Raw genomic sequence first — 24,754 nt, forward strand, 5'->3', positions numbered from 1 at the left:
CATGAACGACACGAACGGAACGCCAGGCCAAAATGACCTGCCGGCACTTGGCGTCCGGCGTCCCTGGCTGGTTGCGGTCATCAATCTGCTCATCGTTATTGCCGGCGTGGGCGCACTGCTGGCAGTTGAGGTACGCGAACTGCCGGATGTCGATCGTCCGATCATCAATGTGCGTGCACAGTTACCGGGCGCCTCCCCCGAGACGATGGATTCTGAGGTCACCAGCCTGCTGGAGGGCGCCGTGGCCCGGGTCTCCGGCGTACGCGACATCAATTCATCCAGCGAGGAAAACAGTGCGCGCATTCGCGTCGAGTTCCAGCCCGGTGATGATGTCGACCGCGCCGCCGCGGATGTCCGCGAGGCCGTCAGCCGGGTGAGCAGAGAACTGCCGGAGGATGTGGAACAGCTCGCGGTCTACAAGGCCGATGAGGACGCCGAGGAGATTGTGCGCATCGCCGTGGTCAGCAACCGTTACAGCGAGGAAGCGCTGACGCGTATCGTCGAGCAAGATATTGTTCCCACCTTCATCTCGCTTCCCGGCGTCGCCGATGTCCCGCTGTTCGGCACTCGCCAGCGCGTTCTCAGAGTGAACCTCGATCCACTCCGCCTCACCAGCTACGGTCTGACAATTCCCGATGTTGCGGAGGTTCTGCGCGGCGTTCCTCTCGATGTGCCCGCAGGCAGTTTCCGCACCGGCGACCAGCAGTTGCTGGTGCGCGCCGACGCCCGTGCCATCCGCGAGTCGGAGATAGAGAACATCGTGCTTACCGGTAATGTGCGCGTCGGCGATGTCGCCAGCGTCGCCTTCGGGCCTGCCGAAGCCGACTCGTTTGTCCGTCTGAACGGACAGCGGGTGATCGGTATCAGCGTGGTACGTCAGGCCGGGTCGAACACCATCGAAATCGCCGCCGGCGTGGACCGGGCGATTGCCCGGGTGAACCAGCGTTTCGACGATATCGAGCTGGTAAAGATTTCGGACAACGCCATTTTCATTCGCGGCGCCGTCAAGGAGGTGTTGACCAGCCTGTTGCTGGCCATACTTGTGGTGATCGCCACGATACGCGTATTTTCCGGGTCGATGCGGCTCACGCTGGTGCCCGCGGTCGCCATCCCTGTCTCTCTGCTGGGCACCATCGCCTGCATCTGGATGCTCGGCTTCTCGATCAACATTCTCACCCTGCTGGCGCTGGTGCTCGCCACGGGACTGATTGTGGATGATGCGATTGTTGTACTGGAGAATATCCAGCGCCGGCAGCGCCAGGGCCTCGGCGACAGTGCCGCTGCAGTTCTGGGCACACGCCAGGTATTTTTCGCGGTGATCGCCACAACCGCCGTGCTGGTTGCGGTGTTCGTTCCCATTGCCTTCCTGCCCGGCACATCGGGTCGACTGTTTCGTGAATTTGGCTTTGTTCTCGCCGTCTCCGTGGCCATTTCCTCTTTTGTTGCACTGTCACTGGTACCGGCCGCGATGGCGAAGCTGGGAAGCAAGGACAGTAACCGCCTGTCCGCTGTCGACCGCCAGCTGCACCGCTTCGGCGCTGTTATCCAGCGCGGCTACGTGCGCTCGCTCGGCGCCATCCTCGCCCATCCTTTCCTTGCATTTGCTGCCTGTGTGCTGATTGCCGGCGGTGCCACATCCCTGTATCAACAGCTTGATCAGGAGCTTCTGCCAACGGAAGACCGGGGCGAACTGAACATTTTCTCACGCGGCCCCGACGGCACAGGCCTGCCCTTCACGGGAAGACAGGCGGACCGCTTCGAGGAGATCCTGTTGCCGATGCTGGAAGGAGGCGACGTCCAGTCCGTCTACACCGTCGTCGGCCGCTACGATCCGAATATTGTACTGATCAGCGCCCCTCTTGTGCCCTGGGAGAATCGCAGCCGAAGCCAACAGGACATTGCCGCGGAAATACAGCCAATGCTCGACGATATTCCCGGCGGTGCCCGCGTCTTCAGCCGCAACAGCCTGAATCTCCGAGGCGCCTCCGGCGGCCTCAGGGTTGCCCTGGTGGGCAATGATTACGACCGCATCTTCGATGCGGCAAAGACGTACACCACGGCAATCGACGAGCGGCTGGACAGCGTTGCCGGAACCCGTATTTCCTACCAGACATCACAGCCGCAGCTCTCGGTGCGCATTGACCGTCGACGCGCCAGTGAACTGGACATCCCTCTGGAATCGATCGCCCAGACATTGCGCGCCATGGTCGGCGGCCTGAATGTCATCAGCCTCAGCGTCGAGGACGAGTCGGTACCCATCATGCTCGAGTCAGGCGCGGGAGCCGTGAAGGCCCCGACCGACCTCGCCAATCTGTATGTGCGCGCAGGCAACGGCTCGCTGATCCCCCTCTCCAGCATGGTTACCCTGGTAGAAGAAGGTATTGCCGACCAGCTCGACCGGCAGTCGCAGCGACGGTCGATCCGGGTGGATGTTGACGTCAATCAGGGTGTTGCACCGCAGACCGTCGTGGACGAATTGCGCAGCCTGGCGGAAGAAGTGCTGCCACCCGGCATCGAGCTGATCAACCAGGGCGAGGCCGCGGCACTGGACGACGCAAAGCGAGATACGCTGATCACTTATGGCTTTGCCCTGCTGATTGTTTTCCTGGTGCTCGTGGCCCAGTTCGAGAGCCTGACCAGTGCACTGGTCATCATGACCATTGTGCCCTTCGGTCTCGCAGCTGCGGTCTTCTCGCTGTTCGTTACCGGCACGTCCCTGAATATCTACTCACAGGTGGGCCTGGTCATGCTGATCGGGCTGATCGCCAAGAACGGGATTCTTGTGGTGGAGTTTGCGGATCAGCTGCGTGATGAGGGGCTTGGCATTCTCGAGGCGGTTGCCGAGGCTTCCAGCGTTCGCTTCCGCCCTATCGTCATGACGCTGGTGTCGACCGTCCTCGGCGCACTGCCCCTGGTATTTGCCTTTGGACCCGGCGCCGAGGCACGCATGTCAGTGGGTTGGGTCGTGGTCGGTGGCCTCGGGATTACCGCGCTGTTCACACTGTATCTGACACCGGTAGTATACCTTGGGCTGGCGCGCTTCACCCGGCCCCGTGCGTCATCTGCCAAGCGCCTCGATCAGGAGCTGGCCGACGCCGTCAGCAGCGCCTGATCGCGGCAGGTGGCGGCAGGTGGCGGCACACTCCCGCGACACACGCTGTCCATCTGTTATTATCCCCACTGACATTCTGCGGCTTCCGGACTTCACTGGCTGGCCGCCCTGACTGACAGAGGGGACATCATGCTAACAAGACGCGAGTCTTCACCACGCCACATCCGGAAATTCCTGTCCGTTGTCCTTGCGGCTTCCTGGCTGGTGAACACGGCACCGACCACTGCCCAGGATACCGGCAGACCGGTACTGTTAGGCAAACACTGGATGGCGATCACCGGCAAACCCCAGGGCGCCAGTGCCGGTGCCATGACCTTCCAGCGCGGTGGCAATGCGGTGGATGCCGCCGCGGCCATGCTCGCCGTCACCTCTACCATGTGGGACGTACTGAGCTGGGGCGGCGAGACACAGGCGCTGATCTACAACCCCGAAACGGGCGAAGTGCTGGGCATCAACGCCCTTGGCGTTGCCCCGAGCGGTGCCACACCGGAATTCTTTCGGGACAAGGGAATGCTGTACCCGCCCGAGTATGGTCCGCTGGCGGCGACCACGCCCGGCACACCCGGCGGGCTGATGACCATGGTGGCTGAATATGGCCGACTGAGCCTGGCAGAGGTGCTGGAGCCCGCCATGCAGATGGCAGAAGGCTATCCGATGGAGGCCTCCCAGTCCGCCAACATCGAAAGACGCCGCGGGATTATCGAGCAGTGGCCCGATTCACGGCGCGTGTTCCTGCCAAACTACGATGCAGACAATCCCGAAGCGCCTGCAGCGCCGCGCCCCGGCGAGATATTCCGCCAGCCCGACCTCCATGCCACCCTGCAGAAACTCGTGTACACCGAGGCCGAAGCATTGGCCGCTGGCAAGACGCGCAAGGAGGCAATCTATGCCGCCTATGAGCGCTTCTACCGCGGCGATATCGCTGAAGAAATCGTGCGCGCCAGCCAGGAGTACGGCGGACTTTTCGAGAAAGAAGATCTGGCCAACTGGGAAGTGAAGATAGAAAAGCCGGTTGCCACCCGCTACCGGGACGTGGATGTCTACAAACTCACCACCTGGACACAGGGTCCGGTATTGCTGCAGGCCCTGAACATTCTCGAGGGCTATGACCTCAAGGGCATGGGCTACAACTCCACGCGCTACATCCACACGCTGTACCAGGCAATGAACCTGGCCTACGCGGATCGCGATTTCTATTACGGCGACCCCGCCTTCCCACCCGAAGAACCCATTGCCGGCCTGCTGTCCAAGGATTACGCCGCCGAACGGCGCAAGCTGATCCGGCCCGACCGCAATCTGACGGATCTGAAACCAGGCGATCCCTACGTCTTCATGGGCAAGGAAAACCCGTTCAGCGAACTGCGTGAGCAGTGGCAGCCGGTGCCCCCGGATGCGGACGCAGCCGGGGTCGATGGCTTTCAACAGGCGGGCACGCGCAGCCACGATGAGGGCTTTCTTGCCGGCACCACCTCCATCCAGGCGGCAGATGCCGACGGCTGGGTTGTCTCCGTGACGCCCTCCGGTGGCTGGATACCCGCCTTTGTCGCCGGAAATACCGGCATTGGCCTGAGCCAGCGCATGCAGAGCTTTGTACTCGACGAAGCGCTCAACCCCTACAACGTCGTCGCACCGGGCAAGCGTCCCCGCGTTACCCTGACGCCCAGCCTTGCGCTGAAGAACGACAAGCCGCTGATGGCATTCTCGGTTCAGGGTGGCGACAGCCAGGACCAGAATCTGCTGCAGTTCTTCCTCAACATGGTGGAATGGGACATGAACGTGCAGAAAGCGGCAGAAGGCAAAGGGCATATCCAGAGCTTCCAGATGCAGAGTTCCTTTGGCGCCCACCAGGCACAGCCCGGACGGCTGCAGGTCGCACCACTCGTCTCTCCCTATACCCGCGAGAAACTCGCCGAAATGGGTTACGACGTGGAGCTGGTCGACCGTGTCTACAACCCGACCACGGCCATCTGGTTCGACCACGATGAAGAGGTCATGCAGGGTGGCGCCAGCGACTACGGGGATGATTACGGCATCGCCTGGTGAGAACGACTGCGATCATGGGCACTACGCGTCTGCTGAACCGCAGCCGCGTAGTGCCACTCGCGAGACACCGCCCCGGCCCGGCGACTGATATCATCCAGATCAGGATCTGATTCGGGTACCCACCATGACGCTACGAAAGTGCATACCGTCTCTCTTCTCACAGCGCCTGTGTGCGGCGCTGCTCCTTAATCTCGCGGTCTCCGCTTGCGCAGAGCAGGCGTCCAACACTAACGGCAAAGACGCGGGACAGACCGCTGACAACGCGACCCACTTCGACCTGATTATCGCTGGCGGCACCGTGTACGACGGCAGCGGCGGCGAGGCCATCGCGGCGGACATCGCGGTGCGCAACGACCTCATCGCCGCCATCGGGAATGATATCGGCACTGCGGATGAGAGGATTGATGCCAGTGGCAAGGCGGTGGCACCGGGCTTCATCAATATGCTCAGCTGGGCCAACGAATCGCTGATCGAGGACGGACGCTCTCTCAGCGATATCCGGCAGGGCATCACCCTGGAGGTCTTCGGTGAGGGCTGGTCCATGGGACCGCTGAACGACACTATGAAGGCCGATATGCTGGCGCAACAGGGTGACATTCACTTTGACATTGCCTGGACCACGCTGGGCGAGTATCTGGACTATCTGACAGAAAGAGGCATCTCGCCCAATGTGGCGTCGTTCGTCGGCGCCACCACCGTGCGCATGCATGTACTTGGGGAAGACGACGTCGACCCGACGTCCGAGGAACTGGCCACCATGCAGGAGCTGGTGCGCGAGGCCATGCGCGAAGGGGCGCTCGGGGTCGGCTCGTCGCTGATCTACGCACCGGCGTTCTATGCCGGCACCGATGAACTCGTTGCGCTGATGCAGGCCTCCGCCGAGTTCGATGGCCGCTATATTTCGCACATGCGCAGTGAGGGCAACCGCCTGCTGGAATCCGTGGACGAGCTCATCGAGATCGCCGAGCGCGCCGGCACCGGCGCCGAGATCTACCATCTGAAGGCCTCTGGCGAGAAGAACTGGGACAAGATGGATGCTGCCATTGAGAGGATTGAGGCAGCGCGCGAGCGCGGGCTCGACATCACTGCCAACATGTACACCTATACCGCGGGCGCCACCGGTCTCGACGCCAGCATGCCGCCCTGGGTGCAGGCGGGTGGCCTTGAGCAATGGATAGCGCGCCTGCGCGACCCGGAAATCCGCGAGCGCCTGCGATCAGAGATTGCAACGCCGTCGGACGACTGGGAGAACCTCTACCTTTCCGCCGGCGGCGCCGACAGGGTGCTGCTGATCGGTTTTCGTAACCCTGCACTCAAGCCTCTTACGGGCATGAGCCTGGCCGCGGTTGCCGAACAGCGGGGAACATCGCCCATCGATACCATGATGGATCTGGTTATCGAGGACGGCAGCCGCGTGGATACCGTGTATTTCATGATGTCGGAAGAAAATGTGCGCAAGAAGATTGCACAGCCCTGGATGAGCTTCGGTTCGGATGCGGCATCCATGGCACCGGAGGGCGCGTTTCTGCTGAGCAGCACCCATCCGCGCGCCTACGGCAACTTCGCACGACTGCTCGGTAACTATGTCCGGGAGGAGAAGGTCATCACGCTTTCCGAGGCCATCCGTCGCCTGACAACACTGCCCGCCGGCAACCTGAAGCTGCGCGAGCGCGGCAGTCTCGAGGTGGGACACTATGCGGACATTGTGGTTTTTGATCCCGATACCGTCACCGACCCTGCAACCTTTGATAACCCCCAGCAGCTGGCCAGGGGCGTCAGTGACGTCGTCGTCAATGGCGTGCCCGTGCTCCGGGACGGAATGCACACGGGCGCCCTGCCCGGTCGCGTAGTGCGCGGACCGGGCTACTCAGGCGAAACGGGAGGTTACTGAATGGCCTATAAATTCAGGATCGGAGAATCTGCCGGCGATGGTATCCGGCGCATGGCGCGACAGCAGATCGACAAGGCGCTGGACGAAATCGCCGACGGCGAGCTTGATCAGCACGCCACCGTGCATCAGGTGCGCAAGCGCTGCAAGAAGGTACGCGCACTGCTGCGTCTGGCTCGGGGTGACCTGGACGCTGCCGGCAAGATCTACCAGCGTGAGAACGTCTGTTTCCGGGATGCCGCACGACGCCTGTCGAACGTCCGCGATGCACAGGCCATGCTGGAAACCTGCGACAAGCTCAAGGAAACCGTGTCAAGCCAGAGCGACCTTCAGCATCTGAGAGATCTGCGCGATGAGCTGGAGGCGCGAATGCGGAACCCTTCATTGCGCGAAGACGACCTGGACGAACGGCTTGATGCCTTCGCCGTCACCTTCCGGGAAGCGCGGATTCGCGTTGACGCCTGGCCAGTCGGCGACGGCTTCGGCTCCCTCGCGCCAGGGCTGAAGAAAAATTACCGCCAGGGCCGCAATGCCATGCGCAAGGCAGCACGCAAACCCGGCACCGCGCATTTTCACGACTGGCGCAAACGCGTGAAATACCATCTCTACCACATACAAGTCCTCGCTCCGTCGTGGAAACACGTGCTCAAGCCCTGGCAGGATGAGATAAAGCGCCTGGGAGACGATCTCGGCGACGAGCACGATCTCGCAGTGTTCACGCAGATGCTGGCTCAAAATCCGGGGGATTTCTGTTCACGTGCCAACCATGACGCGCTGCAGGAACTTTCTCGACAGCGGCGTACCCAGCTACAGATCCGGACGCTGTCGCTGGGGCAGCGGGTCTTTGCGGAAAAACCAAAGCCTCTGACAAATCGTCTCAGAGCCTACTGGGCAGCGTCACTGTCCGGTTCAGCGTAATCGTAAGCGGCCTCGGCTGGCTGCCAGTGGAGATTGAGCGCAAATTTCAGATCGATCTCACTTCACTGCCGTTCGCACTGAACGATTATCCCTCGAGCGTTATCGAACAGGGCTATCTTGCTGTGAGCAAAGTGGATGACCGGGAAGTGCGGCTGCGAAAACGCAATGGTGAATTTTCACTGGCCGTAAAGACCGGACAGGGCCGGATGCGTGGGGAGGGTGAAGTGCCTTTATCCGCCGAGCAGTTCCAGACTCTCTGGCCATTCACCGACGGGCAGCGCATCAAGAAAACGCGCTACGCCATCCCGCTCGGCGAGCTGTCTGCAGAACTGGATGTTTACCTGGGGCGCCACAGCGGGCTGGCGGTCGTCGAGGTGGAGTTCCCCGGGGAAGCCGCGGCAGACAACTTCAAGCCACCCCACTGGTTCGGGGATGAGGTGACGCAAAACGCGACATACAAAAACCAGCAGCTGGCGTTACACGGTTTGCCCTGGTAGCAGCCGGGCTGAAGCCGCACCGCCTTGCCACTGAATGCGTCAATCGGGTACCTTCCGGACTGCCCCTCAGCCACCCGAGATTCCCAAACGATGCCCACCCTTCTACGACCAAGCCTGCAGTGGTTTTGCGCAATGTCTCTGGCGGCCGGCGTAAACGCCGCGGAACTGCACATCGACGTGCAGAAAAAAGTGCTGGATAACGGTGTCACGGTGCTGGTCTGGGAGCGGGAGTCTGCAGGCCGCGTCGGCGCGCGCAGCTTTTACAAGGTAGACATTGCCGCCGAGCGACCCGGCACCGTCGGACTGGTGCACATGCTGGAGCATCACCTGTTCAAGGGCGACGATATCGCCGGCACCCGGGACTGGGAGAAAGAGCGCGCCGTCGCAGCGCGCGTCGAGACGCTGGCGCGGCGGGTCACCGACGCGAAGAACAGCCAGCGCCAGTGCCTGCTGCAGCGAGACGTTTTCGCCGAACTGGAGAACGACTGCAGCACCCCGGAACTTGACGCCCTGCGAGCCGAACTCGCAAGAGCGGCCGATGCACAGAATGAACTGGCGGAAATTGAATGGTATTTCGGTGCCATTCAGGCGGCCGGGGGAACGGGCACCACCGCGTCCACGGGACGCGACTGGATGAAGTTCGATGTGGATCTGCCGGCCAACAAGCTGGAGCTGTTCATGTGGGCCGAGCGCTCGCGCGTGGAAAACCCGGTATTCCGGCATTTCGAGCCGGAGAAGGAAGTCGTTGTCGATCAGATTCGCCGCTACGACAATAACCCCGACGGCAAATTCAACCGTGTTCTGCGCTCAATGACCTACGACGCCCATCCCTATGGCTGGGCACACTGGTTCAGCGATCTGACCCAGGCCACGCGCGAGGATCACTGGGAAATTTTCTACAAGTATTTCATCCCGCAGAATCTGGTGCTGGTTGTTGTCGGTGACGTCGAGGCCGAGCAGGTCTACGACATGGCAGAGGACTACTTCGGCAGCTGGCAACCCGTGCGACCGTCGCCACGACTGCGCACCGTCGAGCCCGAGCCTATTGGACAGAAACGCCTCGCTGTCACCGCGGCAGCGGGACCGGCGGTAGCGATCAACGTGCCGATGCCCGCGGTCGGGCATGCCGATGCACCGGTATTCGATCTCCTGGCCGAACTGCTCGGTGGTCCACGCGGACAACTCGCGGCGCGTCTGGTGGACGAGGAACGGCTGGCGACCGAGGCCTCCGCCTCGGCGTGGACGTCCAAATACCCGTCACATTTTGCCATGCAGGTGAAGGCCCGGGACAATTCGCAGCTGGATGCTGTTGAAGCCGGTATCAACGCGGTCCTCGCCGACATTGCCGCGGGCGCCATCGATGACGCGCAACTGCAGGCAGCCTCGGATCGGCTTGTCCTGACACTCGCACAGAATCTCGAGGAGATCGGCCGCAGCGCGGTGACGATCGGCGCCATGGAAACGATCTACGACTGGAGCTACCTGAACACACTGCCTGAGCTCTGGGCATCGGTGAGCAAGGCCGACCTGCAGCGCGTCATCCAGCGTTACTTCTCACCAAAGATGCAGATCGTCGGGCACCTGCAGCGCGACAGCGAGAAAGAGCTCGCAAAAAAGGCGACAGGCAGCGATCTGGAATTCGCCAGCCTGAATACCGTTCGCCCCGGCCACTGGCCGGTTGGTGGCCCGGTGGATGAGTTCTTCCTCGCCGACATGGAACGCGGCGCAGCGACCCGCGAGCAGCGCGAACGCCAGGGCACCGACACGCGAAAATTCCGAGAGACCGGAATTCTCGGCCTGGCCGACACACGGGAAAAGCGCAGCGCTGCAGCCGCTCACGAAAGCACGCCAACAGACAATGTGCACATCGACTACGGCGAACCGCTCGCCATTGCGGAACAGCCCTGGTATGTGCCCCCCTTCATGGCGAAGCAGCGGGCGGCACGGTTTAGCGAGGCGGCGCCTACCCGGGATTATCGGGAACTGGAGTACCCCGAGACCGACTTCCGCTTCCCGGCTGAAAGCGATTATCGGGTCGAGCTGGACAATGGCATTTCCAGCTACATCGTCGGTGAAAGCCTGCTGCCCCAGGTGCGCGTCACGGCGCTGGTCGACGCCCCGAGTCTTGCGGACCCCGAGGGCAAGGCCGGCCTTGGCTCGCTGACTGCCCAGCTGTTGCGCAAGGGCAGCGCTGGCAGGGATGCAGCGGCCATCGAGGATGCCCTTAACCGTATGGGTGCGACGCTGTCGATACAGCATGACCGCCGCAACACGCGGCTCGAAGCGGTGGCGCCGGCCGACCAGGCGCAGGCGCTGGTCTCACTTGTGGGTGAGATAGTCGCCGCACCGGCTTTCGCCGCCGCGTTTGAAGACGAGCGCGAGCGACTTGCCCTGGCGGCGGAACGCGCCGACGACAATGCCCTGTATGCAACCCGGGCACTGTTCGATGGTGCGCTGTATGGCGACACCCACCCCATGGGTGTCCGCGAGAGCGCAACTTCCATTCGCAGTATCACGCTGGAGGATGTTCGCGCGCACCACCGCACCCATTACACCGCTGATCGTATTGCTCTGGTGATTTCCGGGGCGGTCGATCGCGAACAGGTCAGCGACACACTGCGCGGCCTCACCGCTCTGAACGCACTGCCAACCCGGCGAGAGACCGCCACACTGGACTTTGACACACCAACGGGTCCGCAAGGACTGCAGGTTCACACCCGGCAGCTGGACACGCGTCAGGCCCAGGTAATGCTGGGGCATCTGGGCATCGAGGGCAGGCCTGACGATCATGCCGCCCTCGAGATCATGCACCACGTTCTGGCGGGTGGCGGTTTCGCTTCCCGCATGATGGGCCTGCTGCGTGCAGAAACCGGCATCACCTCGGCCCTGTATGGCGAGATCGAGCCAGGTCGCGGCGCTCCCAACCCCTATGTCTGGCGTTTCGGCGGCAGGCCTGAGACGCTGGCTGAAGGGATCGGGCTTGCCCTGGAGGAAATCCGCAGACTTCGCGAAGACGGCATTACCGCTGCGGAATTCGAGGCCGCGCGCACCACCTTTATCGACGGCCTGATCCCCGCCTCCTACGACACCGCACACAAGATCGGCCAGCGCCTTGCGCACCGACGACTGTTTGGCCACTACGCGTATCAATCGCCGCAGTACCTGAACTACTACGCAGGCGATGCGGCACAGGTCGAGGCACTGCGAGCACTGACACTCGAGGATGTGAACGCGGCCGCGAAGAAGTACCTCGACCCGGAAAACCTGGTCATCGCGGTGACGGGACAGCTCGATATCATACGGGATAACGCTCCCGAGACCGTTCGCAGCGCCCTGGAATGGTGATGCGCAACGCTACAAACCCGAACATTATGGGGTATCCGACACCATGAAAACCTTCGACAACACCTGCGGTTTCATTACCGGCGGCGCATCGGGTATCGGGCTGGCGATGGCGCGGGAACTGGGCAGCCGCGGCATGTCACTGATGCTGGCAGACATTGAGGCAGATGCACTGGAGCAGGCGGCGAGCGAGTTACGCCACGCCGGCATCGAGGCGAATACGGTCGTTCTCGACGTGGGTGATCCCTCGGCTTACGAGCAGGTCGCACGGCACACACTGGAACGCCTGGGCAAGATCAATTTCCTGTTCAACAATGCCGGCGTTGGTGCCCTCTCGCCTGCGGGCCAGACACCGATTGCCGACTGGCAGTGGGTCGTGAACGTGAATCTGCTGGGTGTTGCCTATGGCGTGGAGAACTTCCTGCCCTCCATGCTTGCTCTCGACGAGCCCTGCTTCATCATGAATACCGCCTCACTCGCCGGCCATGTCGCCAATCCCGGCTTCGGCCCCTACAACGCCACCAAGTTCGCGGTGGTGGGGTATTCCGAGAGCCTGCGACTCGAGCTTGAAAGTTCCCACGTGGGCGTGGCGGTCCTCTGTCCCGCCTGGGTAAAAACCCGCATCGCCCAGAGCGGGCGCAACCACCCGGACAACGCCAAAGCGGAAGCATCCGTTGATGGCATGAACGCTATCGCCAGGCTGATCGAGGCAGAAGGCATCGCGGTGGAGCAGCTGATAGACCGCGCGCTCGAGGCCATGGCCGACGGCACGTTCAACGTGTTTACCCACGCGGACTTCTGGCCCCTGGTGGAAGATCGCCTGACGCGGGTGCGCGGCGACTACCAGCGGGTTCTCAAGAGCCAATAAACCAGAGGATCTGGATCGCGGAACACCGCCCCCAGGGCACCGCGATCCGTGCAGTCAGTAAGCCGTGAAAATGCGCTCCAGCTCGCTGCGATCACGGGTTTTCTCCAGCGCCAGCATCAGCAGAATACGCGCCTTCTGTGGCGTCATTCGCGGTGCCGGTAACGGCGGAATCCAGGCACCTTCCCAGCGCGGGTCTCCCTCCAGTTCCGGGCAGCCTTCCCGCGCGCGCGCCGGCGCAGACTCCTCAACCGGACGCACCCTGCCGAGGCTCTCGCCTGTGGGGAAAGCCGTCACGACCGTGCTGCCCTCCCGCGCCAGCGCCACAACGGAAAGCATTTCCTGGCAACGCATGTTGGTTGCCGTGATCACAACCCCGGACGGGGGCTCGGCATACTGCGGACCCTCACCACCGGAGTAGGAAAAGACCAGATCCACCGCGGGAAGCACGGTGTCATCGGCAAGCTCGAACTCCGAGCGATGCGTATGCGGACGGGTCGGCGAGAACAGGTACTGCGGGCCTTCTGAACCCACCAGACCGATCTGGCCGGTCATGAAACCACCCATGCGCGGGTAATCCTTGCGCACGGTACGCGCCGAAAGGATGCGCTCATCCATCACCACGAGCACCCCCTTGTCACGGGAGTCTGGCGACGCCGCCGTCTTGACAGCGGCCAGCAAATTGGCTGGCCCATCTGCGCTGGCACTGGTCGCGGGACGCTGGGCACCGACGACAATGACCGGCTTTTCCGACTGTACAGTGAGGTGCAGAAAAAACGCGGTTTCTTCCAGACGATCGGTTCCGTGGGTCACCACGATGCCGGCGAGGTCATCCGTTTCCTGCAGGCGCTGGGTGATCTGTCGCGACAGCTGCACCCACTGCTCGGGGGTAATCTTGGTGCTGGGCACATTGCTGAACTGCAGCGTGTCGATGCGCGCATGCGTTTCCAGCTCCGGGACAGAGGCGATGATCTGTGCCGCGTCCAGACTGCCCGCCCGGTATCGGGCAGGATCGTCGGGATCGTCCTGCACGCCAGCGATGGTGCCGCCCGTGGCCACAATCAATACCGTGGGCAGGTCGGCATCGTCGCTGGCTGCTGACACCATGGGCAGGCACAGCGTGAAGAGCACGATAACCAGCCGGGGAAAAGTCGCGGATCGGGCACCGGTCCTGTGACCAGTGCCCGGGACACCTGCAAACATCAGGACTGTACCTTTGTACGAACCTGCTCGAGCTGCTCAGCCAGTTCCTCGAATCGCTCCAGCGCGTCGGCGCCGGGTTCCTGGTCCGCACCGCGCAGCATGTAGCCGAGGTAGCCGATCTGATCGACCAGCATAGGCTGCATATAGGTACCCTCGGCCATGGTCAGCTCCGCCAGCGCCGCGTCAATCTGTTCTGCCCGCGCCGTGTCAGCGTCGAGGTCCTCGCGCTCCGTTTCGAGCTCATCGGTCAGTCGGCGCGCCTCAGATTGCAGTTCGACAATGCGAAGCTGCAAGGCTACCTGTGCATCGATGTGCTCCGGCGTCACGCCCTGCTCCAGAACCCGCGGATCGACAACCAGCGTGAGTGGCTGCTCCAGGACTTCATCACCGGCATGCAGGCGCAATGTGTAGTTGCCAGGGCGCGCCATCGGACCGCCGCGGAAGCGCTTGTCCTTGTCAGCGTGCCAGGCGCCACGGTGGCGCATATCCCAATGGAAGCGGTTGAGGCCCGGGTTCACCGTCAGGTCCGCGGTATCCAGGACGCGGGTTTCGTTCAGCGCCATGCTGTCCTCGACCACAGCTTCTTCCGATGCATCTTCACTGCGGAAGGCATTAACCACCGTGCCGTCGGCTGCAACAATCTCAAGCTGCACGGCGCCGGAATACCCTTCCGGCAGCTGATAGTCGATTATCGCCGAGGGCTCCGGAAACTGCGGTATCGCCTCGGGATCATAGCCACGCATGTTCTGCCGGTAGCGCACGGTTTCCTGTGACGCGAACAGCACGGGCGTATCATCGGCCTGCGGCAGCGGCTGCTGGCTGAGAACGCTGACCTGGTCGAGCACCCAGAAGCCGCGACCCATTGTCGACAGCACCAGGTCACCGCGGTGCAGCTTGATGTCGGTGATCGGCGTTATCGGAAGGTTCTGCTGGAAGGACTGCCAGCTGCCACCATCGTCAAACGAGACGAACAGCCCGAGTTCGGTGCCCGCATACAGCAGACCCGGGCGCAGGGGATCGGCGCGCACCACGCGCACAGGATGGTCGGCGGGAATACCATTGCCGTCACTCAACAGCGTCCAGCTCTTGCCGAAGTCATCCGTACGATAGATATATGGCTTGGGATCGCCAAGCTGGTAGCGCAGGGACGTGATGTAGGCCACTGCCGGATCGTGCGGTGATGGCTCGACCGAGTCAATCCGCCCGCCAGACGGCAGGTTCCGCGGCGTAACGTCTTGCCAGCTGTCGCCGTTGTCCCGCGTTACATGTACCGGGCCATCGTTTGCGCCCACCCAGATAAGACCGGGCTCCAGCGCTGATTCCCGCAGTGAATAGATGGTGCTGTAGAACTCCTCGCCCGTGATATCGCGTGTGATCGGACTACCGGAGATCACCTGCTTGTCCGCCTCGAAGGCCGTGAGGTCTGGTGAGATGGTCTCCCAGGTCACGCCATCATCGCGGGTACGATGCACGAACTGCGAGGCGTGATACACCGTATCCGGGTCGTGGGGAGACACATGGATGGGTGAAACGCGCTGGAAGCGATAGCGAAGATCTTTCGGGTTATGGCCGTACATATTGGCCGCGCCCACATAGTAGCTGCGCTCGGTGCCCGTGCGCTTGTCGAAGACGCCGAAACGACCCTTGCAGTTGGCATAGACAATATTGTGATTGCCGGGCTTGGGTACGGCCGGCCCGGTTTCGCAGCCGCCGGTCTCGATCAGCCAGGCGACCGAATTCTGCACGGAGTACGGCGAGCTGCTCGGTACCGCAATCGTCGAGCCATTGTCCTGCTGCCCGGCGTAGAGCCAGTAGGGATACTGGTCATCCACCTCTACCTGATAGACCTCTACCGTGGGCTGGTTGAACTGCGTAGACCAGCTCGCGCCATCGTTGTGTGTCACGTTGGCGCCGCCGTCATTGGCCTGGATGAACAAGCCCGGTTCTTCAGGGTTGAACCACAGGTCATGGTTGTCGCCATGCGGCGTCGGCAACAGCTCCCAGGTATTGCCGCCATCGCGTGAGCGCGAATGGCGCACCGACATCACATGCACCTCGTCGGCATTGTGGGGATTGGCTTCCACTCTGCCGAAATAGAACGGTCGGGCGCGCAGCGTTGATTTGCTGGAGACCTGCGTAAAACTCTCTCCCTGGTCTTCGGAACGGTAGAGTCCTCCCTCGTCGTCAGGGGCCTCCACCAGCACATAGACAATGCGCGAATCATCGGGTGACACGGCCAGATCCATTCTGCCGATAAGACCCTGTGGCAGTCCCTTGTCGACGCGTCGCCAGCTGGCACCGCCATCGTCCGACTTGTACAGACCTCCCTCTTCCTGTTCACCGCCGCTGATAATGGTCCATGGCTTGCGCTCGGCCCTCCAGGCGGTCGCGAATACCACATCAGGGCTGCCGGGCAACAGTTCCACGTCGGCAAACCCTACCCGGTCGGACACATGCAGAACACGCTCCCAGTTACGGCCACCGTCGGTTGTCTTGTAGACACCACGCTCTTCATTGGGCGCGAAGGCGTTGCCAACCGCCGCCACCCAGACTGTATTGTTGTTGCGTGGATCAATCTCTACCGCACCGATATGGGCCGTTTTCTCCAGCCCCACATGCATCCAGTTGCGGCCGCCATCCACAGACTTGTAGACGCCCTTGCCGGGGATCACATTACTGCGCAGACCCTCAGAGCCGGTGCCCACAAAGAGGATGTTCGAATCGTTTTGTGAAACTGCGATCGCACCGATTGACGGAGACGCGAAGAAACCGTCAGATACGTTGTTCCAGGTCGTGCCATAGTCTGTACTTTTCCAGACGCCACCACCGGAGGCGCCGAGATAGAAGGTGCCCTGCTCCGCCACCGTTCCACCGACAGCCGTGACACGGCCACCGCGGGTGGGACCGAGGTTGCGGAACTCCAGTGCGTCGAGGGGTTCCGCCGCAAGCCACAGGCTGTGTAAAGCCAGAGAGGCACCGATGACAATTTTGAGGGGATTCACCACGGCTGTTTTCTCTTGTGTTGGGTTCAGCACAGACCGTACCATCGAAGTCACGCCCAAGACAATTATTCTTCAGGCCAACCACGCCCGCCAGCTTTACCTGCAGTCCACAAAATATTGCGCAAGAAACACGACGATGCTGCGCGTCATTGGTAACCACGGTCGTGTGAGTGAAAACAACGGTATTCGCATCGCTGGGGGACGTGCCCGCGGCACGAGCAAGGGCGGCAGAATGGATTCCTCTTATGCTGTGGGGTCTTTGCACGCGATATTGAATAGGATGGCCCCGACTGCGCGATCACGCGCAATCGGGGCAGGCCCGTCAGAACGTCATGCGCACGCCCATGCGGAAGGTCCGCCCCAGCACGTCGTAGAGGTTACGATTGGTCGGGAGATAGCCGGGGCGGTTCTCCGCACCACGGAACTGGGGGAATGGCACAAGTTCCGGATCAGTGTCGAACGCGTTTCGCACCTGGCCAAAGAACTCGGCCTGGCTGCTACCGAACGTGAAGTTCTTCGCCACATATAGATCAAGGTAGGTTGCACCATCCACCTTGTTGTCGTTGATGGTGAAGAAAGGTGCTTCGACATCGGGACAGGAGCCGGGCTGGCATTCGATGTAGGCGTTGTCCACAACCCCGGAGCTGACACCGCGGACCGTCGCATTCATCGTCCAGTCCCCTGCCATGTACATGGCCGTCAGGCGATAGACCCAGTCCGGCGTATCCCCGGTGTTGCGCCCGGCATCATCAATGGCATTCTGGCCATCGTCTTGGATATTGCGCATGTAGTGGGTTGCCAGAGCCCGAAGCCGGATGGATCCCGGAAGGCCCGAAGCCAGATCCGCCAGGTCAAACCGATAGCTCGCCTCCAGATCGAGACCTCGGGACTCCAGCGATGACAGGTTCTCACGGAAGAGGTTTATCCGGGAGATGTCAGACCGGCCTTCGCCTGAGAAATCGATACGATTACAGAAGCTCTCCACACCCTCGAAGAAGCAAAGCTCCGCCACCTCGTCTGCCGTGAGGAATCCGATCACGCCATTGATCTCGATATCGTAGTAGTCGATCGCAGCGGAAAAGCCGGGCAGGAAGCGGGGCTGCAGAACAACACCGATGCCGAAACTGTCCGCCTCTTCCGGACCCACATCGGTACTCCCGCTGAGCTGCTGTAGGAACTCGTCGGAACCGCCGGGAGCGTTCGGGTTCACCACGTTGTTCGTGCGTGCGGTGCCGGGATCGAATAGCTCCGCCAGATTCGGCGCGCGAATATCGCGGGACTGCGTGGCGCGGAATGTTACATCGGGGATTGGCGAATAAGTGAGGCCCACCTTCCAGGTATTCACGCTGCCAGAGGTGCTGTAGTCCGTAACCCGGCCGGCGGCATTGATATCCATTCCCTCGAAGACCGGAATGCCGACCTCGACATAGCCCTCTATCACGTCGTAATCGCCCTCCGTCACAAGATAGTTGCCGTATTTCCAGCCGCTCTGCAGGCGCTCCTCAACGCTGCCATCAACCTGTTCCTTGCGATATTCACCGCCGATCGCGAGGGCGATCGGTCCGGCCCAGCCCGGGATATTGCTGGTACGGAAGTTTAGAGCGAGCACATCCTGCTGCAGCTCCTGGCGACGCTGAGGACGCCCGAGCACATAGTCGAGGCCTTCCTGCGAGGCGACACCGATCCCAAGCGGATTGAACGGTATACAGGAGGGATCACGTTCGAGATCCCGGCAACGGATTTCACCGCTGACCGGGTCGACGATCGAATCCAGCGCGCCGCGAAAGTTTGCCGTGTTGTAGGTTGGCAGCTGCAGCTCGTTGGTATCGGTGATGCCCGTCTGCCAATAGGCGTCCCACTCTACATCCTGATCGAACATTGCGAAAAAACCTTCCGCACCGAAGACCCAGCGCGTCGTCTCCCTCTCGTTGGTGGAACCAGAGGCCGGCACGTCCGCGTGCGCCTGGCGCACGACGAGGGAGGTAACACTCTCGTCAATCATCTGCTGTCGCACGGATTCCGGCAGAAAGGCGTTGTCCTGTTGCACCGTAAAACTCTGCGTCGGGCGTATATAAAAGCTTTTCCCGTCATATTGGGCATAGGACGCCTGGGCAAAAACGTTCAAATTGGGCATGAGTTCAAAGTCGACTCGGCCGAAGAACGAATCCCGGTTATCCTCGGCCGCCAGTGACTGGGTCCCACGCATGGAAGAAAGCGTGTACTCCCAGTCACCGCCCTGCATCCACTGCCCGCCGACATCCCCGAAAACCAGCTGGTTGGGCTGACCCCCGATCCCGAAGTAGGTACCGGGCAGGCCACTGCCGTCAGCACCCGGCCCATTCACTCGCTGAACGAGACCGCCGGGGGTATAGGCAGAGATGCCGATGTTTTCCCCGACCAGGAAATCCGGCTGCCCGGGCTCATCGGCACGCGGGTTGTCGATGCCCTGCAGTCCTTGAAGATTCCAGTCACGCGATTCGTAAAATATGCCTTCGGAGCGAAAGATCTCTGCGTTGAAGAGAGCGTGACCACGACCGTCCGCGAAACCGCTGCCCGCCGAAAACGAGAAGCGACCATTCTCATTATCGCTGCGACTGGTCTCCCCATAGTCCACATTGGCTTTTACGCCTGTGAACTCCTTGTCGAGAGTGAAGTTGATGACGCCCCCCACGGCGTCCGAGCCATAGGCGGCGGACGCGCCTCCGGTGACAATCTCTATCCCCTTGATGAGACCCTGTGGCATGGTGTTGATGTCGACAACGCCCGTGGTCCTGGATGCGACATTGCGCTTCCCGTCGAGCAGCACCAGGGTGCGCTGAGTTCCGAGCGCGCGCAGGTTGAGTGCAGAGACACCGGCACCGCCATTGCTGAGACTGCCAGACGTATTTGAAGTCGTGGTGCTGCCCTGGACCGACGGCATGCTCGATACAAATGCATCGATACTTGCCGGTGCCTCGGCGTTGATTTCATCCTCCCCGAGAACGGTAATCGGTGTCGGCGCATCGAAGCCGGACCGCGAGAGCCGCGAACCGGTGACGACAACCTGCTCGATTATCTGGTTTTCCCCTGTGGACTGGGCGGTGGCGACTCCGGGTAGTGCAAGATTCCCCGCCGCCACAGCGCCGGCTAAAGCCGAAAAATGAAACCCGGTAGTCCTGGATGCTTTAAATATCATTTTCTGCAACTCCTCTCGCCGGTGATTCGAACGAGTGCTCTGTTCGCTACGGAAAAAGCTCGCTTCCGATAACGACGAAGCCCAGCGCCCCCTTCACCTGCTTCATATTCAAGGCGTAACCGCGGTCATGCCCCCCCATGAACACTGACTGCGTCAGCGCGCCAAAAAGAGCGTCCGCAAAACTTGTGCCATCCGCTGTCAATCAGGACAAGTGGCACTCTGTCGAGCAGACCGGATAGGACATCGCACCAGATCGGCGCAATTCCGGACAGCTCCGCACCGATTTGGCTGACGCGCAGCCATTGCAGCTGTGCGTGAAAAAAACATCACCGCGTGTTTTCTTTTTGGTCATGCCGCGCTGGATTTCGAGATTTCCATCGCACTAGCATGCAGGCTCTATCGGTGTGGAATCATCGATACAGCGAGGAATCTGCTTCGGTGTCGCCGCAAAGGAGCCCCAGGGAACTCGCAACCGGGATCGCGGCACTGCAGCACTGGCTGGCACATTGATTGCAGTCGTACCTGGCGCATTGATCGCAGCATCAATTGCAACCTTGCTATCAACAGACTTTGTGGAACGCAATCAGGGGAATACCATGAAATCATTACTCGCAATCGGCGTGTCGATCGTTGCCTTCAGCCACTGGAGTCACGCACAGAACGACGACAGCAGCGCGAAGTCATCGTCACCGTCACTGACGGGTACCAAGGCAGAGGTCGTCGACGCAATTGATGGTCGCCGGAAACTCACGCAGGAGATTGTCGACAGCCTGTTTTCTTTTTCCGAGCTGGGTTTTCAGGAATTCGAGACCCAGCGTTATCTCACCGACATGCTCGAGGAGAACGGTTTTACCGTTGAGAAGGGTATTTCCGGCATCCCCAGCGCCTGGTGGGCCACCTGGGGCAGTGGCAAGCCAGTGATTGCCCTGGGTTCAGATGTCGACGGCATTCCCAAGTCCTCGCAGATGCCTGGCGTGCCCTACCGAAAGGCGTTGGTCGAGGGAGCACCAGGACATGGCGAGGGACATAACTCCGGCCAGGCCGTGAACATCACCGCAGCACTGGCGGTGAAGGAGATCATGGAGCGCGACGGGCTTGGGGGCACTATCGTAATCTGGCCCGGCATCGCGGAGGAACTGCTGGCAACCAAGGCGTGGTTTGCACGTGATGGTCGCTATGATGACGTTGATGCCGTCCTTTTTACCCATGTCAGCGACAGTATGGCCGTGAGCTGGGGCCAGGCATCTGGCACCGGCCTGGTCTCCGTGGAATACACATTTGAGGGACAGGCTGCACACGGCGCCGGTGACCCCTGGAAAGGACGCAGTGCACTGGACGCCGTAGAGCTGATGAACGTCGGCTGGAATTACCGTCGCGAGCACCTGCGTCCCCTGCAGCGTTCTCACTATGTGGTCGTCGATGGGGGCGACCAACCGAACGTGGTGCCGTCCAGCGCCTCAGTCTGGTACTTCATACGCGAGATTACCGCGGATCGCATCCGCGAGAACTTTGACGCACTGCAGCGAACGGCAGAAGGTGCCGCCATGATGACCGATACCAGCGTATCGCGTCGCATTATCGGCGCTGCCTATCCGAGGCACTTCAACAAGCCGATAGCCGAAGCCATGCAGCAGAATATCCTGTCGGTGGGCATGCCTGACTGGTCGGAGGATGATCAGGCCTTTGCCGAGGCGTTCCAGGAATTCATGAGCGCCACGGACATCACCGGTCTCAAAACGGATGTTGAAGAACTCGCGGCGCCTCGCGATGAGCCGAGATCAGGCGGCTCTGATGATATCGGGGATGTATCCTGGAGTGTACCGACGGTCACGTTGCGCTTCCCCTCAAACATCGATGGCCGCACTGGCCACCACTGGTCTAGCGCCATTGCCATGGCGACGCCCATAGCGCACAAAGGTGCCACAGCCGGCGCCAAGGTGATTGCAACGACAATGCTCGACCTGCTGCAGCAGCCAGCTCTTGTGGAGAGCGCCTGGACCTATTACCGAGAGGAGCAGACGGCAAACGAAACCTACACACCTTTCATCGCGCAGGATGATGCACCTGCAATCGAGAAAAACACGGCTATTATGGCAAACTACAAGGGCCAACTGTCCGAGTACTACTATGACCCATCAAAGTATGAAACCTACCTGGAACAACTGGGCGTCGATTACCCGGTACTGAAGTCCCCAGAGTCAGAGTAAAGGAGCCCGACATGAGAATAACGACATCGAGATCGATACTGGCCTTGCTGGTCTTCCTGAGCAGCGCTTCACTACTACCGTCGCCCGTGTCCGCACAAGCCGCCGGTTATGACGAACTGGTGGCCGACACGACACCCATGGAGGGCTATTTCAACCTGTACTGGGAAGAATCTTCAGGGAAGATGTACTGGGAGATCGACAAGCTCAACACCGAATTTCTCTACCTAGTTTCCATGGGCTCAGGTCTGGGATCCAACCCCGTTGGTATTGACCGGGGGCAACTTGCCTCCACGTCGATTCTCACGACAAAGCGGGTGGGCGGGAAAGTGCTATTGATGCAACCCAATTACCGTTTCGTGGCGAGTAGCGATAATCCGCTGGAGAAACAGTCGGTCGTGGATGCTTTTGCTCCCTCGGTAATCTGGGGGTTTGACGTCCTGGCTGAAAAAGAAGGCAGCGTGCTGGTGGATGCAACAGACTTTTTCATGCGGGATGCCAGGGATGTCATCGGCAGAATCGCCAGCCGGGACCAGGGCACCTTTACGCTCGACAAAAGTCGCAGCGTCTTCTTCATGGAAAGTACCGAGACCTTTCCGGAGAATATCGAAGTCGAGGTCATGCTGACGTTCAACAGCAGCAACCCGGGCAATCTGGTCAGGGGCGTGGCTGCCTCGGGCAATTCGATCACTCTGCGCCAGCACCATTCCCTGGTAAAACTTCCCGATGAGAAACTCACGCCTCGTCTCGCAGATCCGCGCATCGGCACTAATGGTCCGACCATCCAGGATTACAGCACACCCATCGGCGAGGATTTACAGGTTCGCCTCGTGGCGCGGCATCGCCTGGAAAAAAAGAACCCTGAATCGGAACGCTCGGAGGCCGTCGAACCCATCGTTTACTACGTTGATTCGGGCACCCCGGAGCCGGTAAAAAGCGCGCTCATCGAAGGCGCCAGCTGGTGGAACCAGGCCTTTGAGGCAGCGGGCTTTATCAATGCTTTTCAGGTAAAGGAACTGCCCGAAGATGCGAATCCGCAGGACATTCGCTACAACATGATTCACTGGACACATCGCCGCACCCGGGGCTACTCCTACGGCTACGCGGTGACCGATCCCCGAACCGGCGAGATTCTCAAGGGTAACGTGAACCTCGGGAGCCTGCGCCTGCGCCAGGATTACCTGCACGGTCAGGGCCTGATTCCCGGCTTCCGTTACCTCGAAGATATCGCTGACGACAACGCCGCCTCCGTCAACATGGCCCTGGACCGTGTCAGACAACTGTCGGCGCATGAAGTGGGACACGCCATCGGCTTTCCTCACAACTATATTGCCAGTACCTATGGGCGCGAGAGCGTGATGGACTACCCTGCCCCGCTGGTGGAAATCACCGAGGACGGCAAGCTGGATCTCTCCAATGCCTATGTTCAGCGCATTGGCGAGTACGACAAACTGGCGGTGCGCTACTCCTATGCACAGTTCGCCTCAGCCAGTCAGGAAGCGGAAGAGTTGGCAATGATCGCGCAGGAAAGCCTGGATCGCGGGCTGCTCTTCATGGCGCACACCAACAACAATTTTGTCGGGGCCGGTCATCAGTACGCCAGCGTGTGGGACAACGGGGAAAACCTGGTGGACCATCTGAAGCATGAGATCGAGGTGCGTCGTATCGGACTGGAGAACTTCGGTGAGTCCGTCATACGCAATGGCGAGCCGCTGTCGTCCCTGGAAGAGGTACTGCTGCCACTCTACATGCATCACCGCTTTCAGCTGAATGCGGCAGCGCAGAGTCTGGGTGGGGCCGATTACCGCTACGCGGTCAGGGGTGACGGACAAACCCCCTTTGCCATCATTGATGGAGATGAACAGCGCGATGCGCTGGAAACCCTTCTCTCGACGCTGAGCCCGGAATTCCTAACCCTGCCACAGAATATCGTCGCGCTGATCCCGCCGCCGGCCTATCGCTACGGCCAGGGTGAACACTTCCCCGGGCGCACTGAACTGCTGTTTGATCCGCTGGGCGCTGCCGAAGCTTCAGCCAGCCTGTCGGTCAAACAGATTCTGCACCCGGCCCGGATGGCTCGCCTGGTCGCCTACGGCAGCATGGGCGATTACCCGGATCTCGAGGAGGTGATCGACCGCCTGATCGACTTCACCTGGGGTGCCAAAAAGCCGGACGACCCGTATCCACGCGAGGTTCTCAACGTCGTCCAGCGGGTCACCGTGAATGAGATGATGCGCCAGGCGCGGGGAAAGGACAGCTCCGGTGCGGTAAAAGCCGTGCTGGCCGATCGCCTGGATACCCTGGCCTCGCGACTCGAGGACGAGCAGGACACTAACGCTCATCTGTCGTCGGTCGCCGCTGACATACGCCGATGGCAGCAGCATCCCGGGTATGCGGTTCCCGAGGCGTTGCAGTTACTGCCGGGCGACCCGATCTAGCAGGCCACTAGCGAGCCTCGACACTGACCCCGGTCTCCTGCGAGATCGGGGGATGTTGCTCTACCCA

At 61.1% G+C, this 24,754-nt stretch carries 12 protein-coding genes; 9 read left to right on the top strand and 3 right to left on the bottom strand.

The annotated features are described in order from the left end of the window. Nucleotide 1 precedes the first annotated feature (1 nt). The 7 genes from EV688_RS08695 to EV688_RS08725 all read left to right on the top strand — a co-directional run bounded on the left by EV688_RS08695 (nt 2) and on the right by EV688_RS08725 (nt 12,668). Nucleotides 2-3,112, top strand: coding sequence for an efflux RND transporter permease subunit (locus EV688_RS08695; protein WP_117316031.1), 3,111 nt, complete (start codon nt 2-4; stop codon nt 3,110-3,112). A gap of 129 nt (nt 3,113-3,241) precedes the next feature. After that, the gene (locus EV688_RS08700; protein ID WP_117316029.1) at nt 3,242-5,155 is read left to right on the top strand and encodes a gamma-glutamyltransferase family protein; all 1,914 of its coding nucleotides are present in this window, start codon (nt 3,242-3,244) and stop codon (nt 5,153-5,155) included. Between the two features lie 124 nt (nt 5,156-5,279). Continuing rightward, nucleotides 5,280-7,046 (top strand): N-acyl-D-amino-acid deacylase family protein, encoded by a 1,767-nt coding sequence (locus EV688_RS08705; protein WP_117316027.1) that lies wholly within the window; start codon nt 5,280-5,282, stop codon nt 7,044-7,046. Further along, a complete protein-coding gene (locus EV688_RS08710; protein WP_117316025.1) occupies nt 7,047-7,961 on the top strand; it encodes a CHAD domain-containing protein in 915 nt (304 codons plus the stop codon). Nucleotides 7,962-7,987: 26 nt separating this feature from the next. Continuing rightward, complete coding sequence (locus tag EV688_RS08715; protein WP_117316024.1) at nt 7,988-8,458, top strand: CYTH domain-containing protein; 471 nt, start codon at nt 7,988-7,990, stop codon at nt 8,456-8,458. A 132-nt stretch (nt 8,459-8,590) separates the two neighbouring features. Next, the gene (locus EV688_RS08720) at nt 8,591-11,803 is read left to right on the top strand and encodes a M16 family metallopeptidase (RefSeq protein WP_162883835.1); all 3,213 of its coding nucleotides are present in this window, start codon (nt 8,591-8,593) and stop codon (nt 11,801-11,803) included. 43 nt (nt 11,804-11,846) lie between these two features. Then, nucleotides 11,847-12,668, top strand: coding sequence for an SDR family NAD(P)-dependent oxidoreductase (locus EV688_RS08725; protein ID WP_117316021.1), 822 nt, complete (start codon nt 11,847-11,849; stop codon nt 12,666-12,668). Between the two features lie 54 nt (nt 12,669-12,722). Here EV688_RS08725 and EV688_RS08730 read toward each other — a convergent pair whose 3' ends face one another. The 3 genes from EV688_RS08730 to EV688_RS08740 all read right to left on the bottom strand — a co-directional run bounded on the left by EV688_RS08730 (nt 12,723) and on the right by EV688_RS08740 (nt 20,045). Further along, on the bottom strand, nt 12,723-13,868 hold the full coding sequence (locus EV688_RS08730) for an asparaginase (protein WP_117316019.1): 1,146 nt from the start codon (nt 13,866-13,868) through the stop codon (nt 12,723-12,725). Next, nucleotides 13,868-16,870 (bottom strand): WD40/YVTN/BNR-like repeat-containing protein, encoded by a 3,003-nt coding sequence (locus EV688_RS08735; protein WP_240624275.1) that lies wholly within the window; start codon nt 16,868-16,870, stop codon nt 13,868-13,870. Before EV688_RS08735 ends, EV688_RS08730 begins: the two co-directional genes overlap by 1 nt. Nucleotides 16,871-17,192: 322 nt before the next feature. After that, on the bottom strand, nt 17,193-20,045 hold the full coding sequence (locus EV688_RS08740) for a TonB-dependent receptor plug domain-containing protein (RefSeq protein WP_117316015.1): 2,853 nt from the start codon (nt 20,043-20,045) through the stop codon (nt 17,193-17,195). Nucleotides 20,046-20,641: 596 nt separating this feature from the next. Here EV688_RS08740 and EV688_RS08745 point away from each other — a divergent pair. Both EV688_RS08745 and EV688_RS08750 read left to right on the top strand, forming a co-directional pair. Further along, complete coding sequence (locus EV688_RS08745) at nt 20,642-22,252, top strand: amidohydrolase (RefSeq protein WP_117316013.1); 1,611 nt, start codon at nt 20,642-20,644, stop codon at nt 22,250-22,252. Nucleotides 22,253-22,263: 11 nt separating this feature from the next. Further along, the gene (locus EV688_RS08750; protein ID WP_117316011.1) at nt 22,264-24,687 is read left to right on the top strand and encodes a zinc-dependent metalloprotease; all 2,424 of its coding nucleotides are present in this window, start codon (nt 22,264-22,266) and stop codon (nt 24,685-24,687) included. Nucleotides 24,688-24,754: the final 67 nt, after the last annotated feature.

It is taken from the genome of Chromatocurvus halotolerans, assembly GCF_004340525.1.
Classification (GTDB): domain Bacteria; phylum Pseudomonadota; class Gammaproteobacteria; order Pseudomonadales; family Halieaceae; genus Chromatocurvus; species Chromatocurvus halotolerans.